This is a genomic window from Aliikangiella litoralis (assembly GCF_052495765.1).
Genome location: NZ_CP199292.1, coordinates 753,863 through 770,919, shown reverse-complemented (window position 1 = coordinate 770,919; position 17,057 = coordinate 753,863). Strand labels below are relative to the sequence as shown.

15 protein-coding genes are annotated in these 17,057 nt (G+C 36.4%); 5 read left to right on the top strand and 10 right to left on the bottom strand.

Annotated elements, in window-relative coordinates; genetic code table 11:
* The first annotated feature begins 132 nt into the window (after window positions 1-132).
* The 3 genes from ACT5E3_RS03360 to ACT5E3_RS03350 are packed head-to-tail and all read left to right on the top strand — an operon-like array spanning window position 133 to window position 3,964.
* Window positions 133-1,059, top strand: coding sequence for a hydrogen peroxide-inducible genes activator (locus tag ACT5E3_RS03360; protein ID WP_444996897.1), 927 nt, complete (start codon window positions 133-135; stop codon window positions 1,057-1,059).
* A 4-nt stretch (window positions 1,060-1,063) separates the two neighbouring features.
* Window positions 1,064-3,157: an ATP-dependent DNA helicase RecG gene (gene recG, locus ACT5E3_RS03355; protein ID WP_444996896.1), complete on the top strand. Its 2,094-nt coding sequence runs from the start codon at window positions 1,064-1,066 to the stop codon at window positions 3,155-3,157.
* Between the two features lie 21 nt (window positions 3,158-3,178).
* Window positions 3,179-3,964 carry a TMEM175 family protein gene (locus tag ACT5E3_RS03350; protein WP_444996895.1) on the top strand — a complete coding sequence of 262 codons (786 nt, stop codon included), beginning with the start codon at window positions 3,179-3,181 and terminating at the stop codon, window positions 3,962-3,964.
* A 96-nt stretch (window positions 3,965-4,060) separates the two neighbouring features.
* Here ACT5E3_RS03350 and ACT5E3_RS03345 read toward each other — a convergent pair whose 3' ends face one another.
* Window positions 4,061-5,227 carry a hypothetical protein gene (locus ACT5E3_RS03345; RefSeq protein ID WP_444996894.1) on the bottom strand — a complete coding sequence of 389 codons (1,167 nt, stop codon included), beginning with the start codon at window positions 5,225-5,227 and terminating at the stop codon, window positions 4,061-4,063.
* 188 nt (window positions 5,228-5,415) lie between these two features.
* On the opposite strand from ACT5E3_RS03345, the gene ACT5E3_RS03340 reads away from it, so the two are divergent.
* Window positions 5,416-5,847, top strand: coding sequence for a pilin (locus ACT5E3_RS03340; protein WP_444996893.1), 432 nt, complete (start codon window positions 5,416-5,418; stop codon window positions 5,845-5,847).
* 19 nt (window positions 5,848-5,866) lie between these two features.
* On the opposite strand, the gene ACT5E3_RS03335 is transcribed toward ACT5E3_RS03340, so the two are convergent.
* The 4 genes from ACT5E3_RS03335 to ACT5E3_RS03320 all read right to left on the bottom strand — a co-directional run bounded on the left by ACT5E3_RS03335 (window position 5,867) and on the right by ACT5E3_RS03320 (window position 12,429).
* Window positions 5,867-8,989: an efflux RND transporter permease subunit gene (locus tag ACT5E3_RS03335; protein WP_444996892.1), complete on the bottom strand. Its 3,123-nt coding sequence runs from the start codon at window positions 8,987-8,989 to the stop codon at window positions 5,867-5,869.
* The gene (locus tag ACT5E3_RS03330) at window positions 8,986-10,470 is read right to left on the bottom strand and encodes an efflux RND transporter periplasmic adaptor subunit (protein ID WP_444996891.1); all 1,485 of its coding nucleotides are present in this window, start codon (window positions 10,468-10,470) and stop codon (window positions 8,986-8,988) included. Before ACT5E3_RS03330 ends, ACT5E3_RS03335 begins: the two co-directional genes overlap by 4 nt.
* On the bottom strand, window positions 10,463-11,887 hold the full coding sequence (locus ACT5E3_RS03325; protein WP_444996890.1) for a TolC family protein: 1,425 nt from the start codon (window positions 11,885-11,887) through the stop codon (window positions 10,463-10,465). The genes ACT5E3_RS03330 and ACT5E3_RS03325 overlap by 8 nt, the downstream gene beginning before the upstream one ends.
* A 206-nt stretch (window positions 11,888-12,093) precedes the next feature.
* The gene (locus ACT5E3_RS03320) at window positions 12,094-12,429 is read right to left on the bottom strand and encodes a hypothetical protein (protein ID WP_444996889.1); all 336 of its coding nucleotides are present in this window, start codon (window positions 12,427-12,429) and stop codon (window positions 12,094-12,096) included.
* A 207-nt stretch (window positions 12,430-12,636) separates the two neighbouring features.
* Here ACT5E3_RS03320 and ACT5E3_RS03315 point away from each other — a divergent pair, with 207 nt between their 5' ends.
* On the top strand, window positions 12,637-13,617 hold the full coding sequence (locus ACT5E3_RS03315) for a malate dehydrogenase (RefSeq protein ID WP_444996888.1): 981 nt from the start codon (window positions 12,637-12,639) through the stop codon (window positions 13,615-13,617).
* A gap of 114 nt (window positions 13,618-13,731) precedes the next feature.
* On the opposite strand, the gene cysQ is transcribed toward ACT5E3_RS03315, so the two are convergent.
* From cysQ to gspM, 5 genes are read right to left on the bottom strand one after another with little or no spacing between them, the layout of a single operon-like run.
* Window positions 13,732-14,562: a 3'(2'),5'-bisphosphate nucleotidase CysQ gene (cysQ, locus tag ACT5E3_RS03310; RefSeq protein WP_444996887.1), complete on the bottom strand. Its 831-nt coding sequence runs from the start codon at window positions 14,560-14,562 to the stop codon at window positions 13,732-13,734.
* A gap of 2 nt (window positions 14,563-14,564) precedes the next feature.
* A complete protein-coding gene (gene nudE / locus ACT5E3_RS03305; RefSeq protein WP_444996886.1) occupies window positions 14,565-15,113 on the bottom strand; it encodes an ADP compounds hydrolase NudE in 549 nt (182 codons plus the stop codon).
* Window positions 15,106-15,771: a GMP/IMP nucleotidase gene (gene yrfG / locus ACT5E3_RS03300; RefSeq protein ID WP_444996885.1), complete on the bottom strand. Its 666-nt coding sequence runs from the start codon at window positions 15,769-15,771 to the stop codon at window positions 15,106-15,108. The genes nudE and yrfG overlap by 8 nt, the downstream gene beginning before the upstream one ends.
* Window positions 15,772-15,801: 30 nt before the next feature.
* A complete protein-coding gene (gene gspN / locus ACT5E3_RS03295; RefSeq protein WP_444996884.1) occupies window positions 15,802-16,554 on the bottom strand; it encodes a type II secretion system protein N in 753 nt (250 codons plus the stop codon).
* 20 nt (window positions 16,555-16,574) lie between these two features.
* Window positions 16,575-17,054: a type II secretion system protein GspM gene (gene gspM / locus ACT5E3_RS03290; RefSeq protein WP_444996883.1), complete on the bottom strand. Its 480-nt coding sequence runs from the start codon at window positions 17,052-17,054 to the stop codon at window positions 16,575-16,577.
* Window positions 17,055-17,057 lie beyond the last annotated feature (3 nt).

Below are 17,057 nucleotides of genomic sequence, written 5' to 3'. Positions count from 1 at the left end.
TTTCTATTCAATAAAAACGACTACAATGGCAGTAAATAGCCAAAAAACAATTCACAGTAATATAAAATATTTATTGCACCTTCTTTTCTATAGTTTTATGATATTTACAACTCAATCAGTTAGGCCATAGTTATGACTCTTAACGAACTAAAATATGTAGTTGCAGTTGCGCAAACGCAACACTTCAGCAAAGCCGCCGAAGCTTGCCACGTCAGCCAACCTAGTTTAAGTATTGCGGTGAGAAAACTTGAAGAAGAGCTAGGGATCACTATATTTCAACGTGGAAAGCGCCAAGTAGAAATAACTCCGGAAGGCGAATCTGTCGTACAACAGGCCCAAAAAGTCATTGAAGAAGCAGAAAAACTAAATTATCTCAAAAGCATTCAAAAAAGTCCTTTAGAGGGTATTTTAAAAATTGGAGCAATTTTCACCATTGGGCCTTATTTATACCCTTCTTTAATACCATATATGCGTAAAAACTTTCCTCAAATGCCGCTCCATATAGATGAAGACTATACTGAAAACCTAAGGAAAAAACTTCTAACCGCTGAGATTGATGTTGCAGTATTAGCCTTGCCTTTTTCTGATCCAGCTATTGAAACTGTTGAAGTTTATGATGAAGATTTTATGCCATTATTTTATGAAGGCCATCCATTTAGCAACATGCCAGAAATTAAAGTAGATGATATTCCCAACAAAGACCTTCTCATGCTAGGGAAAGGTAATTGTTTCAGAGATCAAGTCGTTGCAGCTTGCCCCAACTGTCATTCTCCTTCAGCTAACTCTGATGCTTGGGTTGTAGGAAGCTCGCTAGAAACAATTCGCCATATGGTCGCAATGAAACTGGGCATCACCGTTATGCCAGTAACAGCATTAGCTAAACAAACAGATTACCCTGGCTTAGATTCACGTCCTTTTGCTGAACCCATTCCAAAACGACGAATTATACTTGCATGGCGCTCAAGCTTTCCAAGAAAAGAAGCAATCAGTGTTATTGCTGAGTCGCTGCAAAAATCTCTTGCAGGTCAAGTTGATTTATTACCCCTAAATAAAGACTAGCTCATTGCAAACAAAACTAGCCACTATTAATGTCAGTACACTCAAAGGGGTTGGCCCTAAAGTGGCGGAAAGGCTTGCTCACCTATCAATTAGAAATTTAGAAGATCTGTTATTTCACTTACCATATAAATATCAAGATCGCAGCCGAATTCACCCAATTTCTAGCCTGAGACAAGGAGAATATGCACAAGTATGTGGCATGATAGAAACGGCAAACATTGTTTTTGGTAAACGCCGCTCACTGGTTTGCAAAATATCCGATGATACCGGCACCATGGAGATTCGGTTGTTTTACTTTTCTACCGCTCAAAAGAAACAATTTATCACAGGACAGTTTGTTCAATGCTATGGCCAAATAAGTCACTCCGGACGGAGCTATAGTATGATCCACCCTGAAATAAAATACCTTCATGATAACCCAACGCCACAACTCGAAGAAGGCTTAAAAGCGATCTATCCGACTACTGAAGGGCTCCAGCAAAAAACGATCAACGCCATCATACAACAAGGTTTAGGCTACCTTAAACGAGCCAAAGTAACTGAGCTGCTACCAGAAAGCTGGTTAACCAAGCTCGGCTTTCCACCATTAGCAGAAGCTTTATTAATGTTACATCAACCACCACTTGATGTACCACTAACGGCGATTGAAAATGGTGAAAACTTAATGATTAAGCGCCTTGCTTTTGAAGAATTAGTTGCTCAACACATTGCATTACAAAAAGCGAAAAAACAAATTCAGCGTTATCAAGCTTATGAAGTAAAAAAAATAAATCCTCAGCTCACAAAATTTCTTGATACTCTGCCCTTTAATTTAACAACAGCCCAGCAAAGAGTGATTCAAGAAGTTCGAGTCGATATACAACGTAATTACCCCATGATGAGGTTAGTACAAGGAGATGTGGGGTCAGGTAAAACGCTAGTCGCAGCAGTCAATATGTTTGATGTATCAGGAATGGGGTTCCAATCAGCACTTATGGCTCCGACTGAAATTTTAGCCGAGCAGCACTATAAATCCTTTGTCAGCTGGTTTAAACCATTTGCAATAGAAGTCACCTTATTGACAAGCAAAATGCCAGCAGCAGATAAAAGAAAAGCACTTGAAACTATCTCAACAGGACAGTCTCAAATGGTTATTGGTACTCATGCGCTATTCCAAAGCCAAGTCTCATTTCATCATTTGGCACTAGTTGTCATTGATGAGCAACATCGCTTTGGCGTAGAGCAAAGAAAGACATTACTCGAAAAAGGAGTCAGTTCCAATCAAAACCAGATTAAACCACATCAGTTAATTATGACCGCCACTCCAATACCAAGAACACTAGCACAAACCGCCTATGCTGATTTGGATCTATCGGTCATTGATGAACTTCCACCAGGGCGCAAACCCATTACAACAGTTGTAATGGACGAAGCCAAGCGAGAACTAATCATTCAACGGGTTAAACAAAACTGCATTCAAGATAATCGACAAGTCTATTGGGTTTGCACACTAATTGATGAATCAGAAGAGCTTCAATGTCAAGCTGCCGAAGTAACACATGAACAACTGCAAGCAGCACTACCTGAATTAAAAGTGGGTCTAATTCATGGACGTATGAAGCCACAAGAAAAACAACAAATTATGCAAGCATTTAAGGAACAAAAAATGCACTTGCTTGTTGCCACAACAGTTATTGAAGTCGGTGTTGATGTGCCAAATGCAAGCTTAATGATTATTGAAAATCCTGAACGACTCGGCTTATCACAACTTCACCAACTCAGAGGGAGAGTTGGCAGAGGAGAAAAAGAGAGTCATTGTGTACTTCTTTATCATGCTCCTTTATCTAAAAATGCGAAACAACGCCTTAATGTAATGCGAGAAACCAATGATGGTTTTGTCATTGCAGAAAAAGATCTTGAGCTCAGAGGCCCCGGAGAAGTTTTGGGTACTCGGCAAACAGGTATTTTAGAATATAAATTTGCTGACATAATTCGTGATAGCGAAATGCTACCGGACGTTTACTTTTGTGCTGATGAAATAATGCAGCAATCGCCCAAAATAGCTGAAGCATTATGCAGTCGATGGATAAAACACGGAGATAAACTAAGCCGAGTTTAATCAACTGAATGAGAAATAATAATGATAAGAGAACATCTTTTTAAAAAACGGGCTCCAGCGGATCCTAACTTTCGCTGGCGTGGTGGTGATGTATCAAGAATAGAAGGTATTTCTGATGGTGTTTTTGCAATTACTATAACACTATTAGTTGTTTCTACAGCAGCTCCTAGTTCGTTTTATGATATGTGGCAGTTAATAAAAGATCTGCCTGCATTTATTGCCAGCTTTATTTTAATTATGATGGCATGGCACTATCATTTTTTATTTTTTCGTCGCTTTGGTTTAGAAGATACAAAAACCAGCATCATCAATAGTGCTTTTTTATTTATCATTATGTTTTTCGCCTTTCCACTAAAATTTCTTTGCACATTTCTTTGGTATTTAATCATTGGAGACAGCACCAGTGAATTATTCTTAGTACCAGAAGGATATTCTTTTGGCGGATTAGTAGCACCAGAGCAAGCAAACTTAGTCAATTATTTTCAACGGTGTAGTATGATGTACTTATACGGATTTGGACTCATCGGTGTGTTTGGCTTACTCGCTATGCTTCAATATAGAGCTTACTCACTACGAGAAAAACTAGAACTTGATCAGCTTGAATTAACGATGACAATTAACGCCGCATTACATCACTTAATTACCGTTGTAATTGCAGTCTTATCAGTAATACTACTTTATATAACAGGCCACCCAGGAGTTTCGGGATTCATTTACTTTTTAATGCCTTTCTCACACGGAATAATGGGATGGCTTGGAGGAAAAAGAATCACTAAAGCCAAAGCACTTATCTTACTTGAAAATTAAACGTATCATAAACAAAGATAATAAGCCTTTTTATACTGAAAAATTACTTAAATAAATAATCAGCCGCTAGTTAAAAGTTGCGGCTCATAAAATCAACTATAATGATTCTAAATAAGAAGCATATTTTCTATTACTCATTAATTTTGCCTGAGTCCCTTTCAAAGAAAAGTCAACGCCACATAAAGTAAATCGACTACGCTTGGCAATCGCTTCAATCAGAAAAGCCGTATCTAGTGGCGAAAAGTCGGCATAATAATCACCTTCATTTTTTATCGTTACTAATACGCTACGAACTTTACTTCCATTTTCAAAACGAATACTCGTACAGTCCTTATCGCCTTTTGCTGTGGCCAAAGACCATAGCTCTCCATCTTGTTTAATATCACCTTGCCAGGCAATAGTTAATGCATCATTTTTATCCATCATCAACCAATAGTTATCGGGCATTTCTAATTTATTTAATCGTTCTTTAGCAACGTTCACCGGCGTTTGCTCAATCACTTTTTCAGCTTTTTCTTCTTCATTATCAAAGAGTGACCAACCAATACCTATCAACGTGATTAGAACAATAGCTGATATCATGTATAAACTGAGTTGTCTATTTTGCGTAAACCATTGATGAATAACTTGCTCCCAATCTTGACCTGCTTTTTCTGTAACGCCAGAACGCGCATTTGCTACTTGTTGACTCTGTAAAAATACTTGTTGATCTCTTTCAAAATGAGTCAGCTCAGCTTCTAATTGCGGTGAATGTTCGTCCTTAGCTGTTGTGGGATTAGCCTCATTAATAGACTGACCAATAACAATTGTCGGCTCTATCCTTTCAAAACCAGCAGCATCCATTTGTGTATCTACATTTTCAACAATATCAATTGGTCCAGCATACCCCATCACATAATCTTGATTTCTGCGGATTTTAGCATTACTGATTGTAGTACCGGCTAATGTAGCTAATACCGATAAAATAAGTAAAAAGTAACTCGCACCATGTTCAATAAAAGTAATGCCAAAAACAGTTAACAAAAAGGTAGTTACAGGAATAACTGATAAAGTTTTTGCAAAACCGGAGTCATAACTTCTTCGAATAGCAGAAGCAACCATAACAGGACCAGTAAGAATGAGAAACAGCAAAAGCAAAACAATCGACTTAGCTAGTAAAGGATTTATAATTAGAAATAATATATACACACATACATTAATGACTAAAAATCGACGACCATTATCCATTCCTTGCAAACAAATTAATGACTTTAACAAAGGCACAGATTACTCCAAAATTAATATGCTAAACTTAAATATGACTATGTTAGCTGATTTTAACAGGTAAAATCTACGTAACGGGTTCTCAATGCTGGCTAAATCATGCTCAATTGTGGCAATTTTGTTTAACCTTTATTCAGCTGACAACGAGTATAAAAATAGAACGCTCAGTCTAAGGAGCTAAATGCACTATGTTGAGAAACATCATTATCACGCTGATATTATCATTTCTTATCATCATAGGCATTGGTTATGCCGTGTATAACGACCGTGACTTTCATGAGAAACAGCTATTTGCCCAAGCACTGACACAATTTTCTCTTAATGCGCAGCAGCTAGAAAAACAGTTTTTAGCTAATTCAACATTACCAGAGCATAATCAACAGCTAAACTTAAATATTCCCTCCTCAAATGTACATTTACCATTAGCCATTAAAAGCGATCAAAAAACCATTACTTTATTATTTGGTAATGGTAATAGTGCCTTAGCTAATCAAACGGTTATTTTAGAACCCTATATTAATAAAGCGCGGCAAGTAAGATGGAAATGTATACAAGGCAGTTTGTTGCTAAGATACCGCAGCAAGTCCTGCCAATTAGGCAAAGGAATATCCATACAATAATTAAAACTGATTCGCTTTTTCATTTAGCTAATTGTTTTAATCGCCACAAATAATAAACAACCGGAATAACAAAAAGCGCTAATAATACTGAACTAATCATCCCACCAACTAAAGGTGCAGCGATTCGACTCATAATTTCAGATCCCGTTCCTTTGCCCCATAATATAGGTAATAAACCAATAATAATAGATAGCGCAGTCATCATAATTGGACGAATTCTTAGACCTGCACCTTTTAAAACCGCTTGTTGTATTTTTTGCTTATCTAGCAAAACGCTTTGCAGCTTGTTTTCATCAACTAAGGCAGTATAAGCTTGATTTAAATAAACCAACATAATGACACCAATTTCAACAGCAATACCAGCCAGAGCAATAAAGCCAACCCCAACAGCCACAGAAAAATGATATTCCTGCCAATACATTAACCAGAGACTACCAATAAGCGCTAATGGAAGTGTTCCCATAATAATCAACACTTCACTTAAACTGCGAAAATTAAGAAATAATAAAAGTATAATAATTCCCAATGTGAATGGAACAACATAAGTCAATTTTTCTTTCGCTCTTAACATATATTCATATTGACCAGACCAGCTAATTGCGTACCCAGGGGGCAACTTTAATTTTTCTTCAACTATTTGTTGCGCTAGTTCAACGTAATGCCCAACATCGATATTTTCAATATCAATAAAAACCCATCCATTCAACCGAGCATTTTCACTTTTTATTCCTGGAGGACCATCCTCAACAAAAATATCTGCAACATCACTTAACGCAATTCGTTGCCCCGAATCGGTAATAATAGGCAGCAAAGCGAGTTGTTCTGGTGAGCTCCGATAGTTTTGCGGATATCGAATATTAATCGGATACCTTTCTGCACCTTCTACAGTTTCAGCAACATTCATCCCTCCAATAGCCGTAGCAACAACTTGCTGTACATCAGCAATATTCAAACCATACCTAGCGGCTTTCTCTCGCCGTATATCAACTTTTATATAACGACCTCCAGCCACTCTCTCTGAGTAAACAGAAGCAGTCCCTCTAACATTTTTTAAAATTAATTCTAACTGTCGCCCTATTTTTTGAATTTGTGATAATTGTGGTCCAGACACTTTTATACCAACAGGTGTTTTTATACCCGTTGCTAACATATCAATTCTTGTTTTTATTGGCATCACCCACGAGTTGGTAACACCGGGCAAATTAACAATAGAATTAAGCTCTTGTTTAATATTTTCAGCAGTAATACCTTCTCGCCAAAATTCTTTGGGTTTAAGTTGAATAAAAGTTTCTATCATAGTAATAGGAGCAGGGTCCGTCGCAGTTTCTGCACGACCAACTTTACCAAAAACACTTTCGACTTCAGGTAAAGTTTTAATTAATTTATCCGTTTGTTGTAACAGCTCTCTGGCCTTACCGATAGAAATCCCAGGATAAGTTGTTGGCATATACATAATATCGCCTTCATCTAATGGAGGAATAAACTCGCTTCCTATTTTATTAATAGGCCAAAGGCCAATAACAAAAATAACACCTGACAAAAATAAAGTCGCTTTAGGGAAGTTGAGAGTTTGCTTTAATAAAGGCAAGTAAATAGAAGTTAAGGTTCGATTAATAGGATTTTTATTTTCTGGTAAAATTTTTCCTCTAATAAAATATCCCATTAGAACTGGCACTAGTGTAATAGCTAAGGCAGCAGATGCAGCCATAGCATAAGTTTTTGTATAAGCTAAAGGAGAAAACATTCTGCCTTCTTGCGCTTCCAGTGTGAATACAGGAATAAAACTCACGGTAATAATCAATAAACTAAAAAATAATGCTGGGCCAACTTCTACCGCAGATTTAACAACCAATTCCCATCGATTCGTTTCATTTAATGGCGTCTTTTCAATATGTTTGTGCATATTTTCAATCATTACTATAGCACCATCAATCATTGCTCCTATCGCAATTGCAATACCGCCTAAAGACATGATATTAGCATTTAACCCTTGCATATACATAACGACAAAGGCGGTTAGAATACCAATAGGTAAACTAATAATGGCAACCAGTGATGAACGAATATGGAATAAAAAAACCATACAAACTAAAGCGACTACAGCAAACTCTTCGGCCAACTTAAACCATAAATTATTGACGGCTCTCTGTATTAATGCACTTCTATCATAAACAGTTATGACTTCGACACCATCAGGTAACCCTTTTTTTAATGTTTCTAATTTATTTTTTACATCACTAATGACTTGCTGAGCATTTTCTCCAGAGCGCATAACAATAATTCCACCCACCGTTTCCCCTTCACCATTTAGCTCAGCAATTCCTCTTCGCATCTGTGGTCCCAGGTCAATTTCAGCAATATTTTTTAATAACAAAGGAGTACCATTTTGATTAACACCTAATGGAATATTTTCTAAATCAGCCTTACTTTTAATATACCCTGTCGCTCTCACCATATATTCCGCTTCGGCCATTTCAATCACTGAAGCACCGACTTCTTGATTACCTCGTTTAATTGCCATTTGAATGTGGGTTAAAGGTATGTTGAATGCTCTTAATTTATCAGGATTAACTTTAACTTGATATTGCTTAACCATGCCTCCAATAGCAGCCACTTCAGAAACACCCGGAACCGTTTGTAATTCAAATTTCAGAAACCAATCTTGAATACTACGAAGCTGACTAATATCATTTTTTCCTGTTTTGTCCTGTAAAGCATAAACAAACACCCAACCAACACCGGTTGCATCAGGACCTAATTGTGTTTTTGCACTAGCAGGTAAATTAGGCGTAACTTGACTTAAATATTCAAGCACTCTGCTACGCGCCCAATATAAATCTGTATTTTCATCAAAAATAACGTAAACAAAAGAATCTCCAAAAAAAGAATACCCTCTAACCGTTTCAGCGCCAGGCACAGACAGCATTGCAGTTGTTAATGGATAAGTCACTTGATCTTCAACAACTTGCGGTGCTTGCCCAGGGAAAGTTGTTTTTATAATAACCTGTACATCAGAAAGATCTGGAATTGCGTCAATAGGCGTTTGCTTTAAAGAAAAAATGCCCATAATTGATAAAAAAACAGAAGCTAATAGCACTAAAAAACGATTATAAACAGACCATTGAATAATTGCCTTAATCATTGTTTAACTCCCTCATTAAACCCAGAGTTAAGATGATTACTTAAAGGTTCTATTGATGAAATGATTAGCCTATCGTCACTCACATGAAAAGTAAATTGAACCTGCATTCCTACGCTCAAGGGCTCTAAAGAAATATCATTTTGTACTATAAAATCCATCGTATCGGCCTCTCTATTCCATTTTTTTATTGCTTCTCGGCTAATATTAAGTAAACGCTCTTCAGTCATTATATTATTAATAACTCCCTTAACACTCGCCGATTCAACTTTATCGGTTTCACGAATGCTCATTCTTTTTAAGCCAGCATTTTTATTTGATTCTGAGTCAAGTAAAAATTGAGCAGAAACGACTACAGTTTCATTTAATTTTAATCCTTGAACTACTTCTATGAATGCTTCATCAAACCGTCCTAACATAACTTCAACCGATTGAAATTGACCATTGCCTAATGCGAGTACTACACGATTAGAATTAGCAGTACGAATGACAGCTTCACGTGGAATCATCAATGAGTGGTTAATGGGCTTATTATGAATAATAACCTGTGCAAACATATTCGGCTTTAGTTCACCAGAATGATTATCGAAACGAAGCCTCACTTTTAATGTTCTATTTTCAGGATTTAAAGTTGGATAAATATAATCTACGTGGCCTTCCCAAATTTTACTCGGAATAAAATCTAAAGACATAGTCACTCTATCACCTGTAGCAACTTGAAAAGCTTGGCGTTCAAAGACCTCTGCTTCAACCCAAACCTGCTTGAGTGTACCAATTGACATTAATGTCGTTCCCGGCTTAACAAAAAAACCCTCTCTAATATTAAGATTATCAACAACCCCATCTTGCGGTGCATAGAACATAATATTTTGTTGAACTTTTCTTGTTTTTTTTAAGCTTTTAAGCACATCTTCAGGTAATTGCAATGCTTTCAATCGTTCTTCAGCCGCTTTGATTAACCTTTGATTTTTTCTTTCAATGGCTAATAAAAACTCTTCCTGAGCATTGACTAAAGTTGGCGAATATATTTGATATAATGGCTGTCCTTTTAATACCGGATCACCTGCAGCTTTCACATGTAATTTTTCTATCCACCCTTCAACTCTTGGATGTACATGAACCAATTGATCTTCATCATACCTTACATATCCAACAGTTCTAATTGTTGGCGATAAAGAACCAAGCGTAACAAGTGCCGTTCTAACGCCTAAATTATTAACCACTTCTGGCGAGATACTTACAACACCGATTTGATTATCTTTACTGGCTTTATTTTCAACATAAACCGGGATCAAATCCATTCCCATTGGTGACTTTCCCGGTTCATTTCTCTTAAATTCAGGATCCATAGGAGCAACCCAATAAAGGGGTTTATCTTTATTTTCAACGTTTTCATTGTCAGTAGAAGAAAAGAAAAAAACAACTAAAACTCCCGACAAAAGCCCTATGAAAAATACAATCAGTATTCTAGTCAGATTATTCATTTGTATCTCCAATTAAAGCTTCACTCTTTGCTGAGATGTTACTCGTTCCCTTAAAAAAATAGCTCAGTTGAAGTATTAATTTTTGTTTTTCTACATTAATACTTAATTCATCAAGTTGAGCATTCAACTCGGCTATTCTCGCTCGGACGACACTAGAAAAACTTCCTTCATCGCTAGTGTAAGCAGTTAGCGCTGCTTCAGCTTGCTCATGAACTTGAGGGAGTAACCGTTGCTTATATAATATTAGACGTTTATCAATTTGTTTTAACTGAGCAGTTAAACTTTTGAAGGATGCTATTAAGTCGCGCAGTAACAACCACTTTTCTGTTTTTGCAGCAGATGTAGAATCAATTTCTGATTGAACTTGTTTAGCATTTTGACGACGGTTAGTCCAAGGTATATCAAAAGTAATCCCCACTGAAAATAAATCAGAGAGTTCTAAACCTAATTGATTATTATCTTCTCGATATCCATAATTTGCATTAACTCCCCATTGTGTTTTATCTTTTTGCTTTGCCAATTCAACATTTATTTTATTCACACTTATTTTTTTTTCTAAGGCTAAAACGGCAGGATGATGTATTAAAGCTTTTAATAAGCTTTGTTGCATATTGTTTGCAGGGTTATGGTTTATTATTCGATTTGATAATTGAAGTTGAGGCAAAACAGGTTCAACCGAAAAAAAAGTATTATTTTTATCATTATCTAATGATGATAACTCACCTTTAACGAAATAATCATTTAACCATTCTGATAATTGTTGCTTATACTTATTTTGATTTTGTTTTAACAATAACAACTTATCTTCAAGCCGAGTCAACTCTAACTGTGCCTGAATAATATCTTGCTGACGAGCATTACCAATAGCCGACGAATAACCGGCTTGAACAATGTCCGCTAGTTGTTCAAATAACACTTTATTACGTTTAATTAACTGAATACTTTGTTGGGCCCTAAAAATGTCTAACCATAAACTTCCAACTAACACTTCAACTTTGGCTTTCCTATCTTGGCGCATAAAAGGAAATTGATGACTCATAATCTGGTACTGCTTTGCCTTTAATGCAGGTGTATCTCCTCGTGAAAATACTTGTGAAATACCAACTTTAAAATGTGTCATTCCTTCTTGATTAAAGCGCATGTTATCAATTGGTAAGTTAACTATTCCCAAACTAACTTTAGGAGCTGGTCGTAAATTAACCGCAAAACTTTTTGATTCTATTGATTTTTGCTGATGCAAATTTCTCACCAACCAAGGATCATTAGTTTGTCCCATTTGAACAGCAGACGAAAAACTCAACACGGGGAATGTCTCTGCTTGAGCGATTGGAAAAGTGATTACTTGCAATAACAAGATTATTTTAATACTAATAGCTAACCAATTATTTTTAACTATTCTCATCAACAAAATATACATTATTTGTCAATTCCTCGCTAAATTTCATATCAAAACTATTAGCACAAGTAGTAATTCACCGCTCACTCTAATAGCACGCTGACGTATGTAAAAAATAAAATGAGTCACCGTCGAATATAATAGACGGACATAGGAAACAGATATCTCAATAAAAACTCAAGTAATCACCTTGCCTGAACTTGAATTTTAAGTAGATCTATCCTGCTTTATTCGTAAATAGGGGGACGAAACAACCGACTTGATAAGCTTAACTTCAGCGAAAATAATGGTAAAGTCACGGTGGATGACTTCATATTCATTATTGAAAAACTATTAACTTCATTGGCAAACATTGAATATCCTGCAGTAACAGAGCAAGTCGCCTTAAAACAACTGATATCACTCTCACAGCAATTTTCGGTAACTTCAGGCATATTACTCATACCATGGTGGGCAGCCATATCATCATGGGTGGTCATTTGACAGGAAGCATTGGCGAATGAGTAAGCCTGCTGAACCGATATCAGCACAATCAAAATGATTGATAAGCTTCGACGAAACAATCCACTACCCATAAACAGTTAAATCAATGTACTAAGTTGAACCAATGTACTAATAAGCATACTCATTTATTAAAAAAAAGCCAACCTATTTAGTTTTAATTAAGAAACACACAAAACCAGGCAGGGAGTAGGTAAGCGCTCTGCAATGTGGTAAAATCGCACGCACTAGAGTTACCGCTACTTTTTTGAAAATTGAGGAAATTAGAAATGAAACAACCTGTACGCGTTGCAGTGACTGGAGCTGCTGGCCAAATTTGCTATTCGTTATTGTTCCGTATCGCATCTGGCGAAATGTTAGGCAATGATCAACCTGTAATTTTACAACTATTAGAAATTACACCCGCTTTAAAAGTGCTAGAAGCAGTAAAAATGGAACTAAATGATTGTGCATTCCCACTACTACACGATGTTGTTTGCACCGATGATGCCGCTGTAGCATTTAAGGATGCCGACTATGGTTTAATGGTAGGTGCTAAGCCTAGAGGACCAGGTATGGAACGTGCTGACTTATTAAAAGACAATGGGAAAATATTTAGTACCTTGGGTAAAGTTATTAACGACGTAGCCAACCCAGCAATAAAAATATGTGTTGTTGGAAATCCAGCCAATACCAATGCTTACATTTTAATGAAAAATGCACCTAACCTAAATCCTCGTAATATCACGGCTTTGATGCGACTAGATCACAACCGCGCAATTTATCAAATCGCAGAAAAGTCAGGTAAACCAATGAATAGCATTAAAAAGATGACTATTTGGGGCAACCATTCAACGACTCAAGTACCAGATATTACACACACTTCAATTGGTGATGAGGCAGCAACAAGTATTATTGATAATAGTTGGGCTAGCGATGAATTTATGCCAAAAGTAGCCAAACGTGGTGCAGAAGTTATTGCCGCAAGAGGATCGTCTTCAGCAGCTTCAGCAGCTAATGGTGTTATTGATCATATGAGAAGCTGGGCTTTAGGAACAGATGAAGGTGATTGGGTTTCTATGGCAGTATTCTCTGACGGCTCTTATGGTATTGAAGAAGGTTTAATTTACTCATACCCTGTAACCTGCAAAGATGGTGACTGGACAATCGTTACCGGGCTAGAAAACAATGACTTTATTGTTTCAAAAATGAAAGAATCAGAGAAAGAGCTTCAAGAAGAACGCGATACCTGTTCGGATTTATTTGCCTAAACTTTTAATACTGAAATATTAATCACTAAAAACGGGAGCTTTAAAGTTCCCGTTTTGTTCAATCTGTTTTATCTTTAAATTTTCAATATTATTCTAAGCGAATATCAACGCCACTTAAGATACAACTAGTGAAGCTTTCCAATCAAACTCAGGATCCCCAAGAACCAAAAAAAATGGGTTGAGTAATGATTCTTTTTGATTATAAGCCATTTCAGAAAAATCGAGTTGTAATAATTGCCCACCAGCCTGCTCAACAATAGCCTGCGCAGCTGCGGTATCCCATTCTGATGTTGGTGCGAGCCTAGGATATAAATCAGCTTTTCCTTCTGCAACTAAACACATTTTTAATGAACTACCACGGCTTGTGAGATCATAACTGGAAAAGTTTTGGCAAAGCGTTTCTACTTTTTCTAAACCATGACGTCGACTAGCAACAACCGTAAAATGGTTTTGGCCATTTTTCTTTTGAAGTTTTCTAACAGATATTTTAGTAGGCGCTTCATCTTTTACTTGTTTAAAAGCGCCCTCATTTTCTGCTGCATAATAAACCGTATCGAGCACAGGCGCATAGATAACACCTGCGACTGGTTTATGATTAGTAACAAGAGCTATATTTACCGTAAAATCATCATTTCTCGCAATGAACTCTTTTGTACCATCTAAAGGGTCAATAATGAAACACTGTTGCCAGCTTTTGCGCTCAGCAAAAGTAAGATCTGTACTTTCTTCTGAAAGGCAAGGAATATCGGGGAAGCGAGCTTGTAATCGCTCAATAATGATATGATGAGCAGCGAGATCTGCGCGTGTCAAAGGCGAATCATCACCCTTTATCTGCACATTAAAATCATCGCTGTTATAAACATCCATAATGGCATTACCTGCTTTTTTTGCGGTAATAATCAACTCTTGCATTATTTCATTTAGAGGATATTGAGCTACATTCAATTTTAATGTTCCTTTTTTAAATGGCGTTCTGCCAATAACAAACCAGCTATAGAGCGAGCTTCGGTAAAATCTTGTTGCTCAAGCAATGAATCAATCTCCGTAACAGGCCAATAAACCACCTCTAACGGTTCCGGCTCATCTCCCGGTAATTTTTCAGCGTATAAATCACGAGCCAGTATCAAGTTCATTTTATGTGAAAAGTATCCGGGAGCCAAACTCATCCCTTTAAGTGGTTCGAGCTGATTAGCCCCAAAGCCAACTTCTTCTTTTAATTCGCGATTAGCAGCATCCATAATATTTTCGCCCTCTTCCATCAATCCTTTAGGAAAAGCTAATTGATAATCGTCTGTGCCCGCAGAATATTCTCGAATGAGTATAAACTCATTTTTCTCTGTGACAGCAATAATCATAACTGCACCACTACGGCCAGACACCATTCGTTCGAAGATACGTTTTTCACCATTTGAAAATTCAAGTGATAACTCTTCTACACAAAAAATTCGAGTTTTAGCAACTTGTTTCTTATCAGTAATTTGAGGTTTGCTAGTCATTATAAATTATCTTCTTAAAATCACTAATAGAATCAAAAGGAGCAGTATCAATAATGCCCTTTCCCATATCAGGCTGTGCAATACCTAAAAGGTGCTTAATTCCAAATTGCTCTGCTGACTTTAATATTTTAACACTATCATCAACAAATAAGGTTCGTTTTAAATCAAATTGATATTTTTTTTGTAATAATAACCAATAAGATTGTTCTTCCTTAGGATAACCAAACGAATGAGAACTACTTAAATCTTTAAAATATTGATGAAAACTTACATTTAGCAATTTAATTTCTAAACTTTTAGGATGAGCATTGGTAACGAGATAAACGTGTTTTTTCTGCTCGAGGAGAAACTCCAAAAATTCAATAGCACCAGGTCTAAATGCCACTTTTTCTTTTATTGAATATTTAAGAGCGGCAATATCTAACTGTAATCTTTCGCTCCAAAAATCGAGACAGTACCATTGCAGTTTACCTTCAATAGCACCATAGCTATTCGCTAAAAACAACTTACTTTCCTCTAATGAAAGTTGATTTTTCTCTGCATACTTTTGAGGCAAAAACTCTAACCAGAAATAGTTATCAAAAGCGAGATCGAGAATAGTACCGTCCATATCCAGTAAAACAGTATCAATCGACTGCCAATTAACTAACTGTCCCAAAATAGCTTTCCTGTTGGCTAGTTTTAAATGTTAAAAAACTTTTTGTCTGTATTGAATTGGTAGTCGACCATTCGCTGGTTTGCCATTATTAAATAGTGCAACAGTCTTATAAATTGACTGGTCGATATCAGTCGAAATACTGCCTGTAAATGCCATCATTCCATCTGGAGATAAGGTTGCTTTTCCTTGTAAACCTAGTTTGTTTTTAGCTTTAACTAATTCCAATGTGATTACTTTAGATTTTTCATCGGTCGATGATTTAATAGAAAAGTTACCTAAAGGCCACTTCTGTCCTTGAAAACCAACAACAGCGCTACGCCAATTTAAATGCCCTTCAATAAATTTAACCTTTTTATTTTCAGTCATTAAATCAAAATCTTTCGTGGTAATTTTGCCTTCTAAAGAAGCACCTCTAACCGGAATAAATTTCTCTAAAAACTTAGCAGCCAGTGAAATATTAGCATTTGATATCTCAATCGACTTATCTAATTCTTTGGTTAAACTAATATTAAACTCACCTTTTATTGGTCCTTTGGGTATTTCAATCGCCAATGACAACTTTGCCGCGAATAATGCCACCGGACTAACAGCAAATTCTACATTTGAAAATGATGCATCTTTAGAAATAACAGAACCAATAGTTCCAGACCAAACACTACCACTAAAACCACTTAGTTGAACTTGATTATTGGGAGGGGTTAAATGCTCTATCAATTTAGCAGGCGTTAGATAGATCACCAGCACAATGAATAAACAACTAAGAATAAATGATTTTTTTTTCATTTTAATTATAATTTACCTGTTCAACCTCGTTGAATTTTAACGTCGATACTACTTAAACCATCCCGATCTTTGGTTCTAATATTGACAGACTCTATTGATACACTATGACCATTTTCTAATTCTGCAACCCATTTAATGAACTCATTAAAAGGAACATTATCAAACCAAACCTGTATTTCTGTAGGCCCTTTCTCTTGCACTCGAGAAACTCGTAATTGATACTTTCGAGTAGAAGATGTCACTAAATTACTCAGTGAAAGTGAAGAACTTGAAGTGTTGGTATTACCTCGATTAGCAATAATTTGCGGCATCGACTGTTTCCAAAGCGCCACTGATTTTTCACGACTATTAACTTGGCTTTGAAGCGAATTTAAAGAATCATTAATTGGTTTCAACAAACCAAAAATCAAAATAAGAACACCAAAAAACACTGCAGCCAACATGACAATTCGCTGCTCATTATTATCTAAGCCTTCATACCATTGTTTAAGTTGTTCCATATT